Below are 21,472 nucleotides of genomic sequence, written 5' to 3'. Positions count from 1 at the left end.
GACCTATGCCCTGGCTCAGCGAAACACAACGGTGCGGTTGCCGTTGAGGAGAATACGCCGCTCGGCATGCCATGTGATCGCCCGGGCGAGCACGACGGTTTCAACATCGCGGCCGGCGGCGACCATCTCTTCGGCGCTTGTCGCGTGATCGACGCGGATCACCTCCTGCTCGATGATCGGGCCTTCATCGAGATCCGAGGTGACGTAATGCGCGGTGGCGCCGATCAGCTTTACCCCGCGCGCATGCGCCTGGTGATAGGGTTTCGCGCCCTTGAACCCGGGCAGGAAGCTGTGGTGGATGTTGATCGCGCGCCCGGCGAGCTGCGCGCAGAGATCGTCGGAGAGCACCTGCATATAGCGCGCGAGCACGAGCAACTCACCGCCTTCGCGCGTGAAGAGCTCGATCAGCCGCGCCTCGGCCTCGGGCTTGGTCGAGGCGGTGACCGGGATGTGGTGGAAGCGGATGCCGCGCGCGGCGGCGAGCCCCGCGAAATCCTGATGATTGGAGACGATCGCGGCGATGTCGACGGGGAGCGCGCCGATCTCGTGGCGATAGAGCAGATCGTTGAGGCAATGGCCAAAGCGCGAGACCATGATGATCGTGCGCGGGCGATAGGCGGCGTCGCTGATCTGCCAGTCCATCGCATAGCGCGCGGCGATCGCTGCGAAGCGCGCGCGCAGCGTATCGCCCGAAACCCCGCCCTCGCTCGCGAAGAGCATGCGCAGGAAGAAGCGGCCGCTGTCCAGGTCGTCGAACTGCGCGGATTCGAGGATGTTGCAATCCTGTTCGGCGACGAAGCCCGCGACCGCGGCGACGATGCCGCGTGCGTCGGGGCAGGAAAGCGTCAGGATATGGCGGTCGTCCACGGAAATTCCCGTCAGAAGGGAGAAGCGTCCGCGGTCGCGTAATGCGCCATCGCCATCGTGGTCAACTGCGCGTTGACGCGGATGCAGCTCGGAAAGACGCTCGCGTCGGTGACCATGACATTGGTGGTGCCGTGGACGCGGAAGTCCATGCCGATGACGCTGTTGTCGCGATTCTTGCCGATCGCATTGCCGCCCTGCGGGTGCGAGCTTGAGAGCGTGACGTCGTCGGCCTCGCGAATATTGTCTTCGAAGAATTGATCGATATCGCCCCAGTGCGTTCCGGCACCGAGCGCCTGGCCGCGCGCGAGCGCCGGATAGACTTCTTCGGCGCCCGCGGCGAAATGGACCTTGGACAGCGTCGCCAGAGCGCGGCGCAGCAGCGGCAGCTCGACATCGTCGCGGAGCTTGAAGCTCAGCTTGCCCCCCTTCATCTGGCCGCAACGATCGGCGGGGAAGAGGATGCCCGCCGATGCAAGGCGGTTGTAATTGTGCATGCGACCGAAATGATCGCCGAACCAGCCGGGGACGAGCGTCGCCATGCTCATCGGTGGCTGGAAATGCGATTCGAGCAGGAAATCGCCCTGATCGACATAGCTGGTCATCTGATCCTCGTTCCAGGCGTCGACCCGCGTGCCTTGCGGCATCAGCGCGACGACGGGGCAGGCGATGTTGAGCGACATGCCTTTGCCGCTGTTCGCGACACCGCTGGACTTGAGCAGCCGGCTCGACGCGAGTGCGCCCGCGGCCACGACGACGCCGCGGCGCGCGCGGACGAAATGGCGGCGCCCGTCGGCGAGCAGAAGCTCCACGCCGTCGGCGACGCGCTTGTCGTTGACGAGGTCGGCCTTCCAGCGGATTCGCGTGACCTGTGCATCAGCGAGGATGCGTGCGTCATGCCCGACCGCTTCGCGCAGCCGCGACTGGGGCATCGCGTTCTTGCGGCCATAGGCGCAGCCGGTGTTGCAATAGCCGCAATAGACGCAGGCATTGCCCGGATCGCCCCAGTTCTTGCGGAACCAGTCGGCGGGCGCGATGCGATCGCGTTCGAGCCCGGTCGCCTCGGCATAGGCGGCCCAGCCCTTCATCAGATGCGGGCCGTTATTGCGCCCCGATAGCGGCGCGGCGGGCGAGACCTTGAGCGCCTTTTCGACCGCCTGATAGGATGCATCGAGCCGCGCTTCGTTGATCGGCGCGCCCAGCGCGTGCCAGGTGGCGAGCACGTCGTCGGCAAGCGGGTGGCTGCGGCCTTCCTCCTTCACGCGCAGGCAGATGCCGTTGTTGATGACGGTCGATCCGCCGACGCAGCGCCCCTGGAAGACCACAATATCGCGGTCGCGCGTGGTCTGGATCGCGCCATCGACGAAGAGCCGCGCGGCCATCCGCTTTTCTTCATGCGTGATGCGCGACGTGGGATAATGCGGCCCAGCCTCCACGATGAGTACGCGGTAACCCTGTTTGGCGAGTTCGGCTGCGGCGGTGCCGCCGCCCGCGCCAGACCCGATCACGATCACCTCTTCCTCGTCGGGCAGCGCGTCGTGCCCGACAAAGGCCTCATGCGTCAGGTCGTGACCCGTGCGGATTTCCAGCTTTTGCTCGCCCGCCATGCTGCGGTTGCGGTGCGCGGGCAGCGTGTAGCCGATCGCCTGGAAGACAGGATTGTCAACATTGTCTTCCTGCGTATTGCCCTGCCAATGGCCGTAATAGCCCGCATAGATGATGCCGCGCAGCCGCGCGAAATCCTGCATCAGATCGTTCTTCGAGCGTTCGAGCCGGTTGCGCATCCGGCGCACGCGCGTGTCCACGCTGCCCCAGATGAAGAAGGGGCCGCCGAGCAGCAGACCGAGCAGCAGCACGGTCAGCCCGATTTCGCGCGGTTTGTTGCCCGTGATGTTGCCGAACAGGTCCTGAAGATTATCGACCACCTGTCGCGAACTGATCGCCATCGGCTGGCCGTGGAACAGCGCCTCGGCCATCTTGCGCAGGATCAGCGCCTGGATACGGTTGAACGGACGTCGCATGCATTTCCCCTGCCGCTGCGACCCAGGGTTATTTTTCTATTGTTATGTGCGACCTAGCACGGATCTCCCTGCGTGCCAAAGGCGCATGGTTACCCCCGCATCAATATGCCTCATCGATTATTCGAGCGCGGCCTCGAGCCCAGGCGCAAAGCCCGCGCCTTCGGGGACTGTTGCGCTCGACGCCTTGAGCGTGTCGCCGATCGGCTCGGCGCGGCCGCCCAGCCACGACTCAAGGAAGTTCTCGGCCACCGCATTGAAGGCGATATTGTTCTCGGGGCGCGCAAAGCCGTGCCCCTCATCGGGAAAAAGGACATAAGTGACGGGTATGTCCCTGGCCTTCATCGCCGTCACAATCTGATCCGATTCGGACTGGTTGACGCGGGGATCGTTGGCGCCTTGCCCGATTAGCAGCGGCTTCGTGATCCGCTCCGCCTTGTGCAGCGGCGAGCGCGCCTTCAGCAACGCGAGACCGTCGGGCGTACCAGGATTGCCCATGCGCTGATGGAATTGCTCGCGCGCGGCTTCCCAATAGGGCGGGATCGTCTCGAGCAGCGTCTCGAGATTGGACGGGCCGACGATATCGACCCCGCAGGCGAAGATTTCGGGGGTGAAGGCGAGGCCGGCGAGCGTCGCATAGCCGCCGTAAGAGCCGCCCATGATCGCGATCCGGTCCTTCTGTGCGATCCCTTCGGCTACCGCCCAGTCGACGGCGTCGATCAGGTCGTCGTGCATCCTGGCGCCCCATTCGAGGTCGGCGGCCGAAATGAAGCGTTTGCCGAAGCCCGTCGAGCCGCGGAAGTTGACCGAGAGCACCGCATAGCCGCGATTGGCGAGCCACTGGTGATAGGGGTTGAAGGCGAAGGTATCGCGCGCCCACGGGCCGCCATGGACGAGCAGCACCATCGGCACAGGCGCGACGGGGCGGCCGGTGGCGTCGGCGTCGCTGCCGGGGGGAAGCGAGAGATAGGCGGTGAGGGTGAGGCCGTCACGCGCCGTGACCTCGAGCGGGTGCATCGGCACCAGCGGCACATCGGCAAGCTCGGGGCGCGAGACGTAGAACTCGGTCAGCGTCCGCGTCGTCCGGTCAAACAGATAGACAACGGGAACCGACGCCACCGGATCGTGCGCGACGGTCCATTTGTCGTCGGCCTCGGTCCGCGAGGTGACCGCGATCTCGCCGGGCAGGCGTTCGCTCAGCAATGCGAGATCTTTGCCGATCGCGGGGTCGATCGCGGTCCATTCGGTGGTGAGGTAGTTGGCGGCCCATGCTTCGACCACGCCCGTCTTCGGATTGGTCAGCACCGCGCCGATATCGGCCTTGTCATGCTCGGCGATCACGCGTGTCTCGCTGGTGGCGACATTCTGCGCGATCAGTGCGGCGGTGTCGCGCCCGCGGCTGTCGATCCAGTAGAGCGTCGCGCCGTCGGCGGTGAAACCCGCGGGCTGGGTGGTGAGCGCGTCGTCGAGCGTCGTCGCGGTGAAGGGCTCGGGTTCGATCGCGTTGTTGCTAACGCGGAAAAAGTCATAGCCCCCCGCGGCGTTGGGGGTGAGCGCCATGCGCAAGGTCAGCGCGTCATCGGCAAGGAAGCCTGCAACGCCGTCGCCGCGCATGATCTCGGTCAGCGCGCCCGAATTCAGGTCGAGGCTGTAGACGTCGTGCCAGTGGGGATCGCGGTTGTTGAGCCCGATCAGGATGCGGTCCTTGATCGTGTGCGAGGTGCCGACAATCGTGACGCGCGTGTTTTCGAAGGGGGTGAGGCAGGTCTCGGCGCCGCTCTCGACGTCCACGCCATAAAGCAGGAAATTCTCGTCGCCGCCCTTGTCCTGGATATAGAGCACCGAGCGGCTGTCGGGCGCCCAGAAATGCTCGCGGATCGGGCGCTCCGTCTCGCGGGTGATCGCGCGCGCATGATCAAGTGCCGCGGCGGGCGCGATCCAGATGTTGAGCACGCCGCCGAGTGGCGCGATCCAGCTCAGCCATTTCCCGTCGGGGCTGAGCGTGCCCGCCATGCGGCTGGGATTGCCGAACAGGCGACTGCGTTCGATGAGCGGGGCAGCGGCCTGTGCGGCGGCAGCGGCGGGCGTGGTGATCGTTGCCATAGATGAGGCAGATAGGCGCACGCGCGACGGGAGCAAGTGGTGCGCGCCGGCCAATGTGGGAATGGCGGGGAAGTCGTGGGATCCGGTCATTGGCTTGAGCCCTCTCCCGCCTTCGCGGGAGAGGGTTGGGTGAGGGTCTTCTTTCTTTTACCTTGCGGTGCATGCATCCGGTCCGACGCCAGATCAGTCCACACGCTGCGCGCCTGAGGCGCGACATGACCGATGTCGAGCGCCGCGCGTGGCATGCGGTGCGCGATCGCCGGCTCGAGGGTTTCAAGTTTCGTCGCCAGGCCAGCATTGGGCCGTTCGTCGTTGATTTCCTGTGCATCGAGGCGGAATTGATCGTGGAACTCGATGGCGGACAGCACAGCGTGGAGGCCGACGCCCGGCGTACGGCATACCTTGAAGAACGGGGTTATCGCTTGCTTCGATTCTGGAACAGCGAGGTAATCGAAACTTTCGAAGGCGTTCTCGAAACTATCGCCCGCGCGCTCCACAACGCTTGAGCAAGAAAGAAGAAGACCCTCACCCAACCCTCTCCCGCGAAAGCGGGAGAGGGTTCAAGGCATGTCTGAAATTGGGTCGAAAGCAGCCGCGCCCGACCTATACCGGCACGCCCATATCGGTGTTGTAATGGTGCCAGGTCATGATCGCCGCGGCGCCGCGGTGCGGACGCCATTTTTCGGCGAGGTCGCGCGTCACTTTCTCGCTCGGGCGTTCGGGGAGCCCAAGGATGCGGCCGATCTCGATCTGTACCGCAAGGTCGCCGGCGGGCCAGATATCGGGACGGCCTTCGGCGAAGAGCAGATAGATTTCGGCGGACCAGCGGCCGATCCCCTTGATGTTCACGAGCGCGCCGATCGCGTCCTCATCACCTTCAGGCAGCGCGTGAAGGTCGAGCGCGCCCGACAGCACCAGTTCGGCCAGGCTGCGCGCATAGCCCTGTTTCTGCCGCGAGAGCCCGCAGGCGCGCAGCGCGTCGTGGTCGCGCGCCAGCAGCGCCGAGGGATCGCAGCCCGTACCCAGTTCGGCCTCGAGCTTGTCCCACACCGCCTGCGCGGCCTTCACGCTGACCTGCTGGCCCACGATGGTGCGCAACAGCGTCTGATAGCCGCGCGGGCGAATACGCGGTTCGGGATAGCCGATGCGCCCAAGGGCGGCGGCGAAACCCGGCTCGATCGCGGCAACCGCGTCGATCGAGGCGATGATCTGTTCCTGCGATAGTCCCATTTTGTTCTCATGCCGCAAGCGGGACGGCTTGGCCAGCCCCCGCGAGCATCATGATCGTTCCGACCTCGGGTCGGCCGATCCGAATCAGGGATCATGCCACCGAGCTATGACCCAGGATCCGAAACGGGGCGGCAAGCCGACGCGTTTCGACGGCCACGCTGAACCTCAACCGCGGCATCAGTAGTTCACGGTCATCGCGAGCAGACTGAACATCCACGCGGTGTAGAGCACCACCAGCATGGAAAGCAGGATGAGCACGGCCCAGAGCCTGCCGAACCAGCCGCGCTTTTCCTTCACCGCAAGCGCGAGATTCCAGCCGGCGATCGCGACGCCCCCGACGAGAATGAATACGCCGAGGATCTGCAGCGTCCACAGCAACGGATCGGATCGGGGCGTGAAATTGTTGATATCAGCCGTCATCCTGACGAAAGCGATCGCCCAGCCACCGAGCAGCGCAAGCACCAGCCCGGAGCCGAGCCGGACGCCGCGATAGGCAAGGAGTGAACGGCGCCCCAGCGCGAGCGGCGCCTTGTAGTGGCGGCGGATCAATGCCGACACCGGCCAGTGGAGCAGCGTCAGCAGGAGCACCGCGAGACTCACATAGAGCGCAGGGAGCAGCCAGGCCGAGGATTGCGACACGGGCACGCGATCGAAGACGAGATAGGGCGATGCGCCGTCGATGCTCCAGCGCACGACCTTCCCGTCGACCACCTGCGCGGCAAGCCGCTCGTGACTGCCAACAGCGCGCCAGACAAAAGGCGCGGTTTCCACCCATTGCAGCGGCTGTCCGTTCAGGCCGCGCGCCACGGGCACCACGAGCCCGCCCCTGGCGTCCACGCTGACCGAGACCTGCCCGGGAAGTTGGAGGATCGCCATGAAATTGGTGACCGACCGGCGGCTCTTGAAATAGTTGCCGGCCATCATCCTGGCATGTTCGGCGGCGGTTGCCGCATCGATCTTGCCATCGGCTGGCCGGGTATCGGGCAGATAGCGGTCGGCGAAATCCTCGAACAGCGCGCGGCGCAGCGGCCCCACCGCGGCGTCCTTTCCCATGCTGTTGAACGATACATAGAAGCCGACATTGTCGTTCATGAACAGGTGAAGCGCCGTGTGAAACGCCAGCGTATCGCCGAGATGCGCGATCACCTGGCGCCCGTTGATGTTGGTTTCGAAGAAGCCGAGCTCCATCCGGTTGAGCGGCGGAAGGATGGGAAGCGGCGTATCGTGCATCATGCGCGCGGTTTCGGGCTTCATCAGCCCCGCGCCCTGATTGAGGTTCGCGAGCATGAACCGGGCCATGTCCGCACCCGAGGAGGCCGAAGCTCCCGCCGGAACCGGCGTCAGGATCTCGTATTTGCTGGGCTCGGCGGCGGACGCCACCGAATAGCCCTGCGCCATTTGCCGCTGCAAGCGCTTGGGCAGCGGCTGGCGGAAGGTCGTGCTCGTCATGCCGAGCGGCTTGAAGATGCGCTGCTCGACATAATCGTCGAAGGGCGTCTGCGAAACGCGCTCAACGATGTAACCCGCCAACGCGGTGCCGTAATTGGAATAGGATGGCGTGGTTCCCGGCTTGAAGACTCGCGTGGGAAGCGAACGCTTCAGATAGGCGCCGAGCGGGACGAGATTGGCGGGATCATAATACATGGTCTCCTTGCCATGTTCCTCGAACCCGGCGGTGTGCGTCATGAGCTGGCGCATCGTGACGGGCATGCCGTCCTTCAGCGGAATCCTGAAATCGAGATATTTGTTCACATCGGCATCGAGGTCGATTTTCCCGGCCTCGACCTGCTGCATCACCGCGGTCCAGGTGAAGAGCTTGGACACCGACCCCTGACGGAAAAGCGTGCTGTCGGGATCGATCGGCGTGCGTTTGGCGACGTCGGCATAGCCGAATCCCCGCTGCGTCAGAATCTGGCCATCCTTGACCACGACAACCACCGCGCCTGCGATATCACCCTTGCCGAGGGCGAAGGGCAGGTAACCGTCGAGCCATGTGTCGACATCCTGCTTGGTCAACGATTTCGCATCCGGCATCGTGGCGGGATTGGGGGAGGCCGTTCCTGCTGTTTTGGGCGCGACCATGGGCGCTGGCGTTGGAGCCAGTTGCTGCGCGGCCGTGGCTCCGCCTATCAGCATCAACGCCGCTGCGGCGAAAAGCCCGATCGATCGCATATCCAACATCCTCTTTTGTAGCTTGAGCGGCCCGAACCGCCGCGTCGCGCGCAAAGCATTATCACTATTGCGACACAATATTCTGATTTGGATAATTTGTCTCAATCAGAAAAGTGTCAACCTGATTTGCGCGCGTAACGCGATGGCATCCGCCATAGTTTGTCTTGAGCTCATGGCTGGGTCGTGGGCGGCGCGAGGGCCGCCAGTATCCGGGAGAGATACTTGTTGAAATCGAAGGTCTGCCCTTCCGGGGTCCAGCCGAGCCTGACGATCACGGCATCGCGCGAGGGGACCACTGCGACGATCTGGTGGTTGTGCCCCATCGCCATGAAAGTATCGCGTGGAAGATCGCGGAATATGCGGCGCTTGTCGCCCTCGTCATCGCCGAGGTTGAGCCAGAACTGTCCGCCATAGACCGGCCGCGGCGCCGCCTTGGTGGGCGTCCGCACGAAATCGACCCAGCTCCGGGAAAGCACCCGCTTCTTCCCCGTCACGCCATTGTTGAGATACAGCAGCCCGAAGCGAGCCCAGTCGCGCGCGGTGGCATAGGCATAGGAACTGCCCACCGGCACGCCGGCCTCGTCGGGTTCCACGACGATGCTCGTCATGCCCGCAGGTTCGAACAGGCGCTTGCGGGCGAAGCGCGTGACTTCATCGAGCGACCCGCCCGTCGCACGCGTCACGATCGCGGACAATATGTTGGTCGTCCCCGACGAGTAGCTCCAGGCCGAGCCCGGCGCCTTGTCGAGCGGAAGCGAAGCCGCCAGCGCCGCCATGTCGGGCGCCGAGAACAGCATCCTGATCGAATCATTGCCGGGCTCATAGCTCTCGACGAAGCGCAGACCGCTCGACATCGTCAGCAACTGGCGCAGCGTGATTGCGCGGCGGGGATCGCCCTTTGCCTGCCATTCGGGCACCGGCGCGGGCGCATCGAGCTTGAGCACGCCGTCGTCGACCAGCAGGCCGACGAGCGTGCCTGCGATGCTCTTGCTCGCGGACCAGCCCAGCAGCCTGCTGTTCTGGTCGAAGCCCGGCGCATATTGCTCGGCGACGATCCGGCCGCCCTGAACCACGACGATGGCGCGGGTGTCGGGATAGCCGTCCTTGTTCTGCTCGACAAAGGCATCGTTTACCGCCTTTTCCAGTGCGGCCGCGTCGATCTTGGGTCCGGGGCTTGTCGCCCGCGCATCGCCCATCGGCCAGGGCGTCGACGGCCGCATCTTCATCGGCTTGAGCTTCGCGGTCTGGCTTTCGAGCACCTCGCGTCGAACCGTGTCGGTCAGCAAGGTGCATCCCGCGCCGGATCGGTAGAGCGCGGTGCGCGTCGCCGCGCCGGGCGCAGAGGCGGTGACGATGCGATCCTTGCGATCGACCGAAAGCGTGACCGCCTTGGTGAACGGCGCAAGCGCGTGGACGTCGTCGCGCAGCACATCCGCTTCGGCGCGCCCTGTCACGAATATTCCGGCGCACGCGATCTGCGCGGAAACCGCGGTGCCAAGATCGGCCGGACCGGAGATCGTGCCGGCCTGTGCGGGAGTCGAAAGCGACAATGTCAAACCGATAAGACTGACGCCGGAAATCTGCCGGATCATGCGGAACTCCTTCGCGATCATGTGGGGCCGGACTGATGATCTCCGGTTGAAGAACAGAGTTTCAGGAAAGGGGCGCCAGAGCCTCGTCCTCTTGCGCCTTCATCGTCGATTAGCTGCCGCCCTTCGCGTCGGCGCGCACCGTATCGACAACCTCTCGCACCGCGCCGATCACGACATCGGGCCGGTCGATCTGGATATAATGGGTCGCATCGGGCACGATCTGCTGGCGGCCCCGGGTCGAAAAGCCGGCCTGCTCGCCATGAAGGACCTGCCACGTCTGCTTGAAGCGAACGGCATCCTGCGCCGTTATATCCAGAGCTTTCAGTTGCTCGGGTTTGAAGGGCGCCATTGCGGTCAGCACGATCAGGGGCCGGTTCCCGAAACTATCAACCGCGCGTGCCTGGGCCATGGTTCGATCGAAACCGTCAAGTTCCGCAGTCGCGGCTTTGATCGATTTGCTCGAATAGGCGAACGCCTTGGGCATCGCTTCAGCGGCCATCCTGGTATCCGCTTCCGTCTGAAGCTTCGGCAATTCGTTGCCCGTCATCATGAAACGTACGATTCCCGTCCAAGACAACGCCGAAGCGGCGTGCATCAGACGCGACGACCGCCCCGGATGAACATTGACGCTCACCACCTGGCCAAGCCGGGCGACCTGATCGGGGTGCGACGGATCGACCATGACCAGCCCGGCAACCTGATCGCCATATTTCCCGACATAGGTCCTTGTATAGGGTCCACCGATCGAATGGCCGACGAGCACCAGCGGATCGGATATCCCCGCGGCCTTCAGCGTTGCATGAAGATCCTCTGTAACAGCGGCAGCGTCCTGCGGGGTGGACTTGGGATCACTCCACATGATGCCCGCCCGGTCATAAGCGCATGCGCGGGTGAACCCGGCAATCTTGTCATGAACCAGCGTCCAGTCGATCGTTCCGCCCGTGCCCAGCCCGGATTCGAAAATGACGGTCGGTGATCCCGTGCCACGGCAATCGATATGCATGCGCCGCCCGCCGATATCGACCAGCTTGCCGGGAGGCGGATATTGCTCCTTCGCGTTCAGACGCCCCAGCATCTCATAGCCCGTGCCAACGGCGACCACGAGTACGAGCAGGACCAGAATGCCCAGCCCGATCCGTTTCAGCCAGCGCTTTGCTCGCGAGATCGACGGTCTCGAAGCGCTTTCGTTCAACATGCCCATGAGTGCCCTCCTGCCATCGGGGTTCAATGGCATGGCGAAACTTAATTTTCAATATTAGATAATTATTTTCTAATCGGCATTGCATTATCTAAAATGCCATGCTCATATCCTCATCGGCAATTTTGGAGATCGTTGACGGCTTCCGGCAATAACAAACACCGCGCCGGGCGCATCAGCCAACTTTCTGCATCTATATAAAGGGGGATATGCATGAAGCCCAGGCGCTTGCTTTGGTGCGCGGGTACCGCGCTCTCGATGATCGTGAGCCTCACTCCGGCGTTGGCGCAGACCACAGCGGAGGCCGCTGAGGCCGCTGAGGCCGATCCGAACGATATCGTGGTTACGGGGTCACGTATTCAGCGCTCGGGCTTCGACGCGCCGACGCCGACCACCGTCATCGGCGAGGCCGAACTCGCGCTGGGCAACCGCCCGAGCGTCGCCCAGGTTCTGAACGACACCCCGCAGTTCCGCCCAACATCGACCCCGACGACGACGACCGGCAACACGGCTAGCGGCGTTTCGACCGCCGACATGCGCGGGCTTGGCTCGGTGCGCACGCTCACGCTGCTCAACGGACACCGTTTTTCGGGCGCCGCCGACCTCAACACCGTACCGCAGAGCCTGGTCAAACGCATCGACGTCGTGACCGGCGGCGCGTCCGCTGCCTGGGGCTCGGGCGCGGTCGCGGGCGTCGTCAACATCATTCTCGACGATGATTTCACCGGCTGGCGCATGGGCGCCCAGACCGGCATATCGTCGCGCGGCGATACGGCGCGCTATGGCGCCGACATCGCATGGGGCACGGACTTCGCAGGCGGTCGCGGCCACTTCATGGTCGCAGCCGACTATATGAACGAACGCGGTGCGCTCAGCCGCAAAGACCGCCCCAAGCTCGAATCGGGTGTGTTTCTGCGCCCCGATGGCCGGCTGGAACTCGTCGAAGACCCCAACTCGACGCAGCTTTACAACGGCGGTTCGATCCTCCGTCTCACCGGCGCTCCCTATAATCTGGTCTTCAATCCCGATGGCAACATCGGCCGGTTCCCCTTCGGTGACGTGACGCAGGGCGTGACGACCGTCGGCGGCGGCGGCCAGAACATCTTCGATTATGTTGCGGTCAGCACGCCGTATGAACGCATCAACGGCTTCGCCCGTGCCAGCTATGACGTGACCGACTCGCTCAAGATCTGGGCCAATTTCAGCTACCACCGCATGACGGGCAATTACGGCTTCTTCCCAGAAACCCCGACCGCCGTCATCATGCCCGATAACGCCTTCCTGACGCCGGCGAACCGCGCTCAGCTCGCCGCCGGCGGCGTCACCGGTCCGTTCATCCTCGGCCGCGTCCTCGATGATGTCGGCGCCGACAGGATTATGACGTTCGACTATAATCGCCGCAACCTCGAAGGCGCGATCGGCCTCGAAGGCACGTTTGGCGAAGGCTGGAGCTATCAGCTTTACTACGATCATGGCGAAGTCCGGCTCAATCAGCGGCTCAACAACCAGCGGATCAAATCGCGCTTCAACAACGGCGTCGATTCGGTGTTGGTCAACAACCGGCCAGTGTGCCGCATCAATGCTGACGCGACGACGGCCAACGACGATCCCAATTGCGTGCCGATCAACCTCTTTGGCAATGGCAATATCTCGGACGCGGCGACCGACTGGGCCTTTGGCGGATCGCAGTTGATCGCCACCATCAAGCTCGACGCGGCGGGCGCCAGCCTGTCGGGCCAGCCCTTCGCGACCTGGGCGGGGCCGGTGGACATCGCCATCGGCACCGACGCGCGCTGGGAAAAGCAGGTCACCAACTATGTAGACCCGCTGTCGCTGGCGAATGCGCTGGGCACGCTCAACTCGTCGGCAACCAACGGCGCCTTCAACGTCAAGGAAGCCTTCGCCGAAGTGAACGTCCCGCTGCTCGACATCGCGGACATGGCGAAGCTCGAAATCAACGGCGCCGCCCGCTATTCGGATTACAGCACGAGCGGCGGCATCTGGTCGTGGAAGACCGGCGGCACCTTGCGCCTCGCCAACGACCTGTTGCTGCGCGCCGTCTATTCGCGCGACATCCGTTCGCCCAGCATCACCGAATATTTCCTCACCCGTTCGACCGGTATCGGCAACGTCATCGATCCCTATCCCAATGCCGCCGGGGTCGTTAACCGGCCGCAGGCCAATGTCGTGGTCTATGGTGGCGGCAATCGCAACCTGACCCCCGAAATCGCGCATACGCTGACGCTCGGCGGCTCCTATTCGCCGCATTACATCCCGGGCTTCCGCCTGTCGGTCGACTATTACGACATCGACATCGACAATGTCATTACGACGGTGACCGCGCAGGATCTGCTCAACCAGTGCCGCGCCAACTTGCCGAACGATCCGACCTGCGGCGGCATCGTGACCCGCAGGGCGAACGGTGACATCGAGACGATGACGAATACTTTCCAGAACCTGGCCAACTACCAGACGCAGGGGCTCGACATCGAAGCCTCGTACCGGATGGCGCTGGGTGACGGCAACCTGACCGTCCGTGCACTCGCCAACCACGTCTTCAATCTGAAGATCAACGGGACGGACGTTTCGGGGATCGTCGGGGGCGAAACCGCTTTCTCCACTCCGAAATGGCGCGGGACGGCGACCGTGGCTTTTGACAACGACGATTTCGGTGCGAACCTGCGCGTCCGCTACGTCGATGGCGGCCTCTACAGCACGCAGAAGGGCCCAACCGGCGAGATGATCGTGAACAACCAGTTCGGCAGCCGCACCTATGTCGACCTTGGACTCCAGTTCAAGGCGGGATCGTTCACCCTGTTCGGCAACCTCAACAATCTCTTCGACGTCGATCCGCCGTACACGCCCTATATCAGCCCGAACTACGACGTGATCGGCCGCTATATGTCGGCGGGCGTCAAGCTGACGTTCTGATCCTCGCGCCATCCCCACGCGCGAGGCAGCAACCGGCCGCCGCAGATGCGGCCACGGGGCAGCGGTGCTTTCGAGACCGCTGCCCCGACTTTTTTTGAATGGACGCACGCCTGAACTGGCAAGAGGCGCGCCAAAGAATTGGTCTCGCCTGGCGCTGATCGCGGGCAATGCGGGCAACGCGTCAGAGCCGTGGACAATTACCGTCATTCCAGAAGCCGATTTTCTCCAAATCTTTCGATTTGGATAGAAAATCGAGCTGTCTGGAATCCACGAACACTGCACCCTGACAGCATGGTTGCTGCGTTCATGGATTCCGGGTTCCAAGTCGAACCAGCGTAAAACCTTCGGTTTTCCGGGTTCGCCTAGGCGGCGTGGACGAATTTGATCCAAAGCCGGATGGCAGCGAGATGGACCATGCCGAGGAAACTTGAGGGCGTTTGATCGTAGCGGGTGGCGACGGCACGATTGATTTTCAGCTTGCCGAACATTCGCTCAATGCCGTTTCGCTGCCTGTAGAGCTGCCGATCGTGCTCGATCCTTTCTCGGCGATTGGAGCGCGCCGGGATGACAGCCTGTATGCTGCGGCTCGCGAGATCGGCGCGAATGGCGTTGGTGTCGTAGCCTTTGTCGGCCAGCAGAGCCGCCGGAGCGCGGTCCGGCAGGCGGATCAGCGTGTCATAGGCCGTGCAGTCGGCGGCTTCACCACCAGTCAGGTGGAAGGCGACGGGGCGTCCTCGGGCATCAGCCAGACAGTGAAGCTTACTGGTGAACCCGCCCCGCGAGCGGCCAAGAACGCGTCGACAAGTCCCCCTTTTCCGCCCGCTGCCGAGACATGGGCGCGAAGGGTGGTGCTGTCGATGCTGTAGTGTCCGGTGTCGGCCATGATCTCGGCAAGCGTCACCGACACGGCCTCCCAGACCCCGGCCTCGCTCCAACGACGGAACCGCCGGTAGATCGTGTTCCAATTGCCGTATTTTGGCGGGACATCGCGCCAAGCAGTCCCACAGCGCAGCCGCCAGAGTATGCCGTTGACTATCGAGAGATTCTGCTCAGGCCTGCGGCCGCGCCCTCGGTTCTCTGGCTCGATCGGCAGCAGACCCTTCAGAACGCGCCATTCTGCTTCGCTCAGATCGCCCCGGCTCAAACCTGCCTCCAAAAGGCAGCCTTGAATCAACCCACACCGTCCACGTCAACCAATTCGTCCACGCCGCCTAGGCCCCGGAATGACGACTTGTTAAGGACAATTGTCCACGCGCCTTAGAAGAAGGTTCGGATCGCGCCAATGATCGCGCGTGCTTCATCAACCAGATAGAGCGCTGGCCAGCGATCGAATGTCGTGCAGGGATGCGAGATTCCGAACGCGATGAGATCGCCCACCTGCAAGGGCGAATCCTCGGGCACGTCGAGATAGGCATGCTGATCGTCGAGCCGCATCGTGGCATGGCCGGGGCCGAGCGACGAAGGCTGCGCGTCGCCCGGCCGCGCGTAAAGCAATGGCTTCGGCATGCGCGTATCGTCCGAAATGTCGCGCCTGCCCAACCCGGCGATCACGCGGCCCCGCTCGGGGCGCGAATGGACATAGGCCCAGACCTCAAGCGCGGGCCTGAGCCCCTCGCCAAGCTCGGCGGCCTCGGGCGACCGCGCGATCAGTCGCTCCACGAGGTCTGCGTAATAGCCGCTGTCATGCACAAGATAGCAGCCGCTGCGCAACACTACCTCGCAGGACAAAGGCTCTGCGGCGCTCAGGGTCTTTGTCACCACGTCGAAGAACGAGGACCCACCCGCAGACAGGATCGGCACGCCGTCGAACAGATTCTCTGCCCTGCATGCGGCCGCAACCACCACCATCCGGTCGAGCACATTGCGCATGCCGGGTTCGCCCGCGACGCCTTGCCCCTGCAGAATGCCCTCAAAGGCTTCGACGCCGCGCAGTGACAGGCGGGGCGAGGCTGAAACCGCTCGTGCCACCGCAATCGCGGTCGCATCGTCGCGAGCGCCGCTTCGGCCTCCGGTAATGCCCAGCTCGACGAGCAACTGCATCGGTCGCCCGGGCTGGCAAGCCACGAGCGCGGCGTCGAGCGCGTCCACTGCAGCGATCGAATCGACAAGGCAGTAGAAATCGAAGTCAGGGTCGCGCGCCATCTCTGCCGCAACATAAGCCACGCCCTGCCTGCCGATCAGTTGGTTGGCCAGCAGGATGCGTCGTACGCCATGCTGCCGATAAATGCGGACATGCGCGGGGGTGGCCGCGGTGATTCCCCAGGCGCCATCGGCCAGTTGCAAGTCGAACAGCGCAGGGCTCATGGTCGTCTTGCCGTGCGGCGCGAGCCGGACCCCGGCGAGTTCGGTGAAGCGCCGCATCCAGCGGCTGTTGTGGTGGAGCGCTTCGGTGCGCAGCACGGCCGCAGGCAGCATCACGTCCTCACGCAATATGGACCAGCCGTGCGCGCCCACGGCATCGAGCGCGACGGGCTCGCCAATCGCCGGCAACGCCTTGAATTGCCAGTCAAGTGCGGCGTGCTGTGCGGCCCACTGATCTCCCAAATTCATGCAGCACTCCCACCGTCCGTTTCAACCTCCCCGGTGACACGACTGGCAGGAATTTTCAATATCAGAAAATTTTACCGGAAGGCGCGCGGGTCACGCGTCGCCGTTAACCGGGCGGAGGGTCGATTTGAGCTCATGGCTGTCGGCCGAGCATACCGAAAGAATTCGGCACGGATCAGGGCCGATCGCGACATAGGCGTGCCCCATTGCCGCGTCGAAGTAGATCGAATCCCCTGTCTCGAGGATCGCTGGCGCGTAGAGATCGCAATGAAATTCGCACCGCCCTTCAAGAACGAGCGCATATTCCTCGCCGGGGTGGCGCATCAGATCGTCAAACTCGTCGATCGAGCGCGCCTCAACCTCGATGAACATCGGGTTGAGCACCTTTTTGAGCAGATCGGCCGCAGGATAGACATAGCTGTAGGTGGAGGTGCGGATCGACGACCCTTCCTGAGCGCGGGTGATGCTACGGCGGCCACTCAGCTTCACGGATGTCGCGCCCGCCGGACTCGGCGTCGCGAATAGCTGCGTGATATCGATATCCAGCCCAGCCGAGATGCGCAGCAGCTTTTCATAGCTGAGCGACATCTTTCCGGTTTCCACCTTGGAGAGCGTCGAAACGGGGAGGCCCGTGCGCTTGCTGACATCGGTCAGCGTCCAGCCTCTCTCGTTTCGTAATTGGCGGAGCACTGCTCCGGGATCCGTCGAGATCGTTGTCGCTGCGGCTTTCCGGGACGGTGAAAGGCCGGACTTTTTTGCTCTCACAAATTTTCAACCTTGATGCGGGTTTTCAACATAGCAGGCGGACCCTGGCCTGTCATGAGCCGTGCATAAATAGTCGATCCATTGCGATGTTTTCAAGGATTGCGCAGGATAGGCGCATCGTTGCGCGTCTGGACCAGGAAAGAAATTGTCGGTGCAGATTGACACAACGGAAAATTATTGTCTTAAATTGAAAAAACAAGAGCAAAGCCGAAGATTTGGGCGAGACAAGAGAGGACGGGATGGGTTTGCGTTGCGGATTGCTGATGGCAGCTTTCGCCCTGGTGCCGTCGTCCCTTGCGGCGCAGCAGGTGACGGCGGTGAATCCGGCCGCGTCCGAAACGCTTGTCGAGGTGATCGCAGCCGCCGCACAGAGCGAAGTCGCCGACAAGGCGCTGCCCTCTGTCGCAATCGCGCTGGTGGACCGGACGGGCGTGATATGGTCGAACGCATGGGGCTCTGCTGATGCTGGGCGAAAGCGGCGTGCCACTGCCGACACCGTCTATCGCGCGGGATCGGTGAGCAAGCTCTTCACCGATATCGCGGTGATGAAGCTCGTCGAACAGGGCAAGCTCGATCTCGACGCGCCGGTGACGCGCTATCTCCCCGATTTCCGTCCGCACAATCCCTTTGGCGGTGCGATCACGCTGCGTCAGTTGATGACGCACCGCAGCGGGCTGATCCGTGAAGCGCCGCGCGGACATTATTTCGATATGCACGCAAAGGACGAGGCCGACGCGGTCGCGAGCCTCAACGAAACGACGCTCGTGGCGGCCCCGGGCGGCATCACCAAATATTCCAATGCCGGGATCGCGGTGGTGGGCGAAGTTGTCGCGCACGTGACGGGCCAATCGTTCGAAAAGGCGGTCGAAGCACTCGTGCTCGCGCCGCTGGGCATGCGCTCGAGCGGATTTGCCGCCACGCCTTTTCGCGACCGCATCGCGCACGCAGAAATGGCGTCGTTCGACGGCAGCCGCTTCGCCGCGCCCGCGCTCGAACTGGGAACCCCCGCTGCGGGCAGCCTCTACACCACCGCGAACGATCTCGGCCGCTTCGCTGCGGCGCTGCTCGATCGCGCGGTACTGGGCAAGCCCGCGACGCAGGAAGAAATGTGGCGCGAGCAGTTTCCCGGCACCGCCGGGCGCCGTTTCGGCCTTGGTTTCGCGCTCGGCGCGCTCGAAGGCCAGCGCGTCGTCGGTCATGGCGGCGCGGTTTACGGCTTTGCCACCGACCTCAAGCTGATGCCCGATGCCGGCATCGGCGTTGTCGTGTTCAGCACAGTCGATGCGGGCCCCTCGGCACAGCGGCTCGGCAGCTTCGCACTGCGTGCATTGCTCGCGACCCGCACGGGCAAGCCGTTGCCGCAATGGCTGAAGAGCGAAGCGGTATCGCCCGACGAGGCGAAGCGGCTCTCGGGGCGGTTCAGCGACGGCACGTCCAGCGTCTGGACGCGCACATTTGACGGCCAGCTCGTTCTCGACGCACCTGAGCTCGCGGGCACGGTACGCAAGGCGGGCGGGCGCTTTTATCTCGACGATGCGCAACTCTTTTCAGACAAGCTCGCCTTCGCCGCCGACGGTCAGTGGGTCGAGCTCGCAGGCCGTCGCTATACGCGTACGGACTGGCCCGAGCCGCCCGCGCCCTCTTCGGAATTTGCGCCGCTGATCGGGGAATATGGATGGCCGCACAACATACTGCGGATCTACGAGCGCGACGGAAAACCCTTTGTCCGGATCGAGTGGACCGACTGGCTGCCGCTCACGCGCGTCTCGACGGACGTTTACGCTTTCCCGAGCGATCGCGGGCTCTACCCGCTCGAACAATTGCGCTTCGAACGCGATTCGCAGGGCAATGCGGTAGCAGTCAGCCTCGGCGCGATCCGCTTCCCGCGTCGCGACTTCGGCGCCGAGGCCGAAGCCGCCATCCGCGCCGCGGTGCAGTCGAACATGACCGCGCTGCGGCACGAGGCGCGGCGCGCGTCTCCCCCTGTCGAACCCGCGACGCGCAAGGCCGCCGATCTCGTCTCGCTGACCAGCGTCGATCCGCGGGTACGGCTCGACGTCCGCTATGCGGGCACGAACAACTTCATGGGGCAACCGATCTACGAAAGCGCCGCCGCCTATCTGCAGCGACCCGCGGCTGAATCGATCGGACGCATCCAGCGCGCGCTCGCTGCGCAAGGATACGGCCTCCTCATCCACGACGCCTATCGTCCCTGGTACGTGACGAAGATATTCTGGGACGCGACGCCGCCCGAAAACCGCGTCTTCGTCGCCGATCCCGCACGGGGCTCGCGGCACAATCGCGGCGCGGCGGTGGATCTCACCATGTACGATCTGACGACCGGTCAGCCGATCGTCACCACCGGCCGCTATGACGAGTTCTCGAGCCGCTCCTTCACCAACTATGTCGGCGGCAGCGACCACGAGCGCTGGCTCCGCGAACAGCTCCGCAGCGCGATGGAAGGCGAGGGCTTCACCGTCTATCCGCAGGAATGGTGGCATTTCGATCTGGTCGGTTGGGGCGACTATCCGATCGGCAACGCGTCCTTCGAGCAACTCGCCTCGCAACGCGGGCAACCACGCAAATAGGAACCGAGACCGGTTGCTGCGTCCGCTCCGGCGCTGCCCGCTCATAGTCATAAAGGCCCAGGAGTGCCGCAATGCTCAAGGTCAAACCTCTTCACATCCTTTTTGCCGCGACCCTGATTGCAGCGCCTGTCCAGGCGGCGACGGTCGGCAAGGTAAAGGAGATCATCTCGGACCCGAAAGCGCTGGCCGCCCCTGGCTGCGCGGTCGGAGCATTTCGCGACGGCAAGACGATCTTCACCGCCGTCGCCGGCGCAGCCGACATAGCCAGCGGCAAGCCGATCAACGGCGATACGCTGTTCTACGCAGCCTCGATTTCCAAGCAGTTCACCGCGCTGGCTGCAGCGAAACTTGTGGAACAGGGCAAGCTCGGGCTCGATGATGATGTCCGCAAATATCTGCCCGAGCTGCCGCAATATGAGGCGCCGGTCACCGTCCGCATGCTGATGCTGCACACCGCGGGTATCCGGGATTCGCTCGAGCTGATCCGCCTCTCGGGCATCGAGAGCGCAGCCGACACCGACAAGGACACTGCGCTCCGGCTCCTCTTCGGTCAGAAGAGCACCAACTACGCGTCGGGCACTGCCTACACCTATTCGAACGGCGGCTATCTCCTGCTCGCCGAGATCGTCGAGCGCGTCGCCGGCATGCCCTTTGCGGATTATGCCCGCAAAGCGATCCTGCAACCGCTCGGCATGAAGCGCAGCTTCTTCATGAACGATGCCGGGCCGACGGGTGCCAACATCGCGCATGGCTATGTGCCCGTCGGCGACGGCTTCGAGATCCGCGACACCTATCCCAGGTTCAGCGGCTCGGGCGGGCTGATGATCACGATCAACGATCTTGCGCGGTACGAGCGCGACCTCGCCGCCGGCCACAAGGTTTGGACGGCGTCCGTGCGGAAGATCATGCTGACGCCGGGCACGCTCACAAATGGCAGGCCCGTGCTCGTGGAGCCGACCAAGCTCGCCTATGGCGGCGGGCTGCTGATCGGCCCGCGCAACGGCCAGAATTTCGTGATGCACACCGGCGGCGCTGAAGGCTTCAGGAACATATACGCGCGTCTGCCCGACCGGCAGCTTGCCGTTGCGGTTTTCTGCAATCGTGGCGACTGGGCGTCGGAAAAGAAGGCGGACGCGATCATCGAAGCGATCGAGGGGGACATCCTGATTGACGAACCCAAGGCGGCCGCCATGGATCTCGAAGGCCGTTACGTCTCGGACGAGTTGCAGGCGACTTATGACCTGTCGCTCGCGGGTGATGAACTGACCGCGAAAATGTCGTCGCCTTACGCCGCCGAGAAATCCATATTGGCGTTCAAGCGCAATGCCGATGGTTCGTTCGGCACAACCGGCATGCGGCTGTTGTTCGACGAGGACCGCCAGGGCTTCACGATCAAAACCGCCCGCGTTCACGCTCTCCATTTTCGCCGCGTCGGCTGACCTTGCCGCCAAGCATTGTGGGTGC

At 63.7% G+C, this 21,472-nt stretch carries 14 protein-coding genes and 1 pseudogene; 3 read left to right on the top strand and 12 right to left on the bottom strand.

The features are described from left to right. Nucleotides 1–15: 15 nt before the first annotated feature. The 8 genes from purU to D3876_RS19135 all read right to left on the bottom strand — a co-directional run bounded on the left by purU (nucleotide 16) and on the right by D3876_RS19135 (nucleotide 11,180). Nucleotides 16–867, bottom strand: coding sequence for a formyltetrahydrofolate deformylase (purU, locus tag D3876_RS19170; RefSeq protein WP_338014353.1), 852 nt, complete (start codon nucleotides 865–867; stop codon nucleotides 16–18). 11 nt (nucleotides 868–878) lie between these two features. Then, complete coding sequence (locus D3876_RS19165) at nucleotides 879–2,885, bottom strand: GMC family oxidoreductase N-terminal domain-containing protein (RefSeq protein ID WP_119765227.1); 2,007 nt, start codon at nucleotides 2,883–2,885, stop codon at nucleotides 879–881. Between the two features lie 117 nt (nucleotides 2,886–3,002). Beyond that, nucleotides 3,003–4,985, bottom strand: coding sequence for a S9 family peptidase (locus tag D3876_RS19160; protein ID WP_119765225.1), 1,983 nt, complete (start codon nucleotides 4,983–4,985; stop codon nucleotides 3,003–3,005). 86 nt (nucleotides 4,986–5,071) lie between these two features. Further along, a complete protein-coding gene (locus D3876_RS21320; RefSeq protein ID WP_476661963.1) occupies nucleotides 5,072–5,518 on the bottom strand; it encodes a hypothetical protein in 447 nt (148 codons plus the stop codon). Between the two features lie 70 nt (nucleotides 5,519–5,588). After that, the gene (locus D3876_RS19150; RefSeq protein ID WP_119765221.1) at nucleotides 5,589–6,215 is read right to left on the bottom strand and encodes a DNA-3-methyladenine glycosylase family protein; all 627 of its coding nucleotides are present in this window, start codon (nucleotides 6,213–6,215) and stop codon (nucleotides 5,589–5,591) included. A gap of 177 nt (nucleotides 6,216–6,392) precedes the next feature. Beyond that, nucleotides 6,393–8,387 carry a serine hydrolase domain-containing protein gene (locus tag D3876_RS19145; protein WP_119765732.1) on the bottom strand — a complete coding sequence of 665 codons (1,995 nt, stop codon included), beginning with the start codon at nucleotides 8,385–8,387 and terminating at the stop codon, nucleotides 6,393–6,395. Nucleotides 8,388–8,557: 170 nt separating this feature from the next. Beyond that, complete coding sequence (locus D3876_RS19140) at nucleotides 8,558–9,979, bottom strand: serine hydrolase domain-containing protein (protein ID WP_182912075.1); 1,422 nt, start codon at nucleotides 9,977–9,979, stop codon at nucleotides 8,558–8,560. A 109-nt stretch (nucleotides 9,980–10,088) separates the two neighbouring features. Then, nucleotides 10,089–11,180 (bottom strand): alpha/beta fold hydrolase, encoded by a 1,092-nt coding sequence (locus D3876_RS19135; RefSeq protein WP_182912074.1) that lies wholly within the window; start codon nucleotides 11,178–11,180, stop codon nucleotides 10,089–10,091. Between the two features lie 210 nt (nucleotides 11,181–11,390). Here D3876_RS19135 and D3876_RS19130 point away from each other — a divergent pair, with 210 nt between their 5' ends. Then, the gene (locus tag D3876_RS19130) at nucleotides 11,391–14,108 is read left to right on the top strand and encodes a TonB-dependent receptor plug domain-containing protein (protein ID WP_119765216.1); all 2,718 of its coding nucleotides are present in this window, start codon (nucleotides 11,391–11,393) and stop codon (nucleotides 14,106–14,108) included. A 362-nt stretch (nucleotides 14,109–14,470) separates the two neighbouring features. Here the strand turns inward: D3876_RS19130 and D3876_RS19125 are convergent, their stop codons facing one another. The 4 genes and pseudogenes from D3876_RS19125 to D3876_RS19115 all read right to left on the bottom strand — a co-directional run bounded on the left by D3876_RS19125 (nucleotide 14,471) and on the right by D3876_RS19115 (nucleotide 17,345). Beyond that, a complete protein-coding gene (locus tag D3876_RS19125; RefSeq protein ID WP_238475452.1) occupies nucleotides 14,471–15,043 on the bottom strand; it encodes an IS5 family transposase in 573 nt (190 codons plus the stop codon). A 29-nt stretch (nucleotides 15,044–15,072) separates the two neighbouring features. Then, a pseudogene (locus D3876_RS20960) lies at nucleotides 15,073–15,252 on the bottom strand (transposase); the annotation flags it as partial. Between the two features lie 113 nt (nucleotides 15,253–15,365). Continuing rightward, nucleotides 15,366–16,658 carry a type III PLP-dependent enzyme domain-containing protein gene (locus tag D3876_RS19120; protein ID WP_119765214.1) on the bottom strand — a complete coding sequence of 431 codons (1,293 nt, stop codon included), beginning with the start codon at nucleotides 16,656–16,658 and terminating at the stop codon, nucleotides 15,366–15,368. 90 nt (nucleotides 16,659–16,748) lie between these two features. Beyond that, complete coding sequence (locus D3876_RS19115) at nucleotides 16,749–17,345, bottom strand: helix-turn-helix domain-containing protein (RefSeq protein WP_238475451.1); 597 nt, start codon at nucleotides 17,343–17,345, stop codon at nucleotides 16,749–16,751. Between the two features lie 338 nt (nucleotides 17,346–17,683). Between D3876_RS19115 and D3876_RS19110 the strand changes: the two genes are divergently transcribed. Continuing rightward, nucleotides 17,684–20,008 (top strand): serine hydrolase, encoded by a 2,325-nt coding sequence (locus D3876_RS19110; RefSeq protein ID WP_182912073.1) that lies wholly within the window; start codon nucleotides 17,684–17,686, stop codon nucleotides 20,006–20,008. 71 nt (nucleotides 20,009–20,079) lie between these two features. Next, nucleotides 20,080–21,447 carry a serine hydrolase domain-containing protein gene (locus D3876_RS19105; protein WP_119765210.1) on the top strand — a complete coding sequence of 456 codons (1,368 nt, stop codon included), beginning with the start codon at nucleotides 20,080–20,082 and terminating at the stop codon, nucleotides 21,445–21,447. The last annotated feature ends 25 nt before the right edge of the window (nucleotides 21,448–21,472 follow it).

The organism is Sphingomonas cavernae (assembly GCF_003590775.1).
Taxonomy (GTDB): domain Bacteria; phylum Pseudomonadota; class Alphaproteobacteria; order Sphingomonadales; family Sphingomonadaceae; genus Sphingobium_A; species Sphingobium_A cavernae.
The sequence above is the reverse complement of the archived record's forward strand: the minus strand, read 5'-3'. Positions and strand labels throughout refer to the sequence as shown.

Excerpts from the sequence above, each read along its gene's own strand:
- D3876_RS19165 (WP_119765227.1), bottom strand. The coding sequence starts at position 2,885 with ATGCGACGTCCGTTCAACCGTATCCAGGCGCTGATCCTGCGCAAGATG.
- D3876_RS19160 (WP_119765225.1), bottom strand. The coding sequence starts at position 4,985 with ATGGCAACGATCACCACGCCCGCCGCTGCCGCCGCACAGGCCGCTGCC.
- D3876_RS19150 (WP_119765221.1), bottom strand. The coding sequence starts at position 6,215 with ATGGGACTATCGCAGGAACAGATCATCGCCTCGATCGACGCGGTTGCC.
- D3876_RS19145 (WP_119765732.1), bottom strand. The coding sequence starts at position 8,387 with ATGCGATCGATCGGGCTTTTCGCCGCAGCGGCGTTGATGCTGATAGGC.
- D3876_RS19140 (WP_182912075.1), bottom strand. The coding sequence starts at position 9,979 with ATGATCCGGCAGATTTCCGGCGTCAGTCTTATCGGTTTGACATTGTCG.
- D3876_RS19135 (WP_182912074.1), bottom strand. The coding sequence starts at position 11,180 with ATGGGCATGTTGAACGAAAGCGCTTCGAGACCGTCGATCTCGCGAGCA.
- D3876_RS19130 (WP_119765216.1), top strand. The coding sequence starts at position 11,391 with ATGAAGCCCAGGCGCTTGCTTTGGTGCGCGGGTACCGCGCTCTCGATG.
- D3876_RS19120 (WP_119765214.1), bottom strand. The coding sequence starts at position 16,658 with ATGAATTTGGGAGATCAGTGGGCCGCACAGCACGCCGCACTTGACTGG.
- D3876_RS19110 (WP_182912073.1), top strand. The coding sequence starts at position 17,684 with ATGGCAGCTTTCGCCCTGGTGCCGTCGTCCCTTGCGGCGCAGCAGGTG.
- D3876_RS19105 (WP_119765210.1), top strand. The coding sequence starts at position 20,080 with ATGCTCAAGGTCAAACCTCTTCACATCCTTTTTGCCGCGACCCTGATT.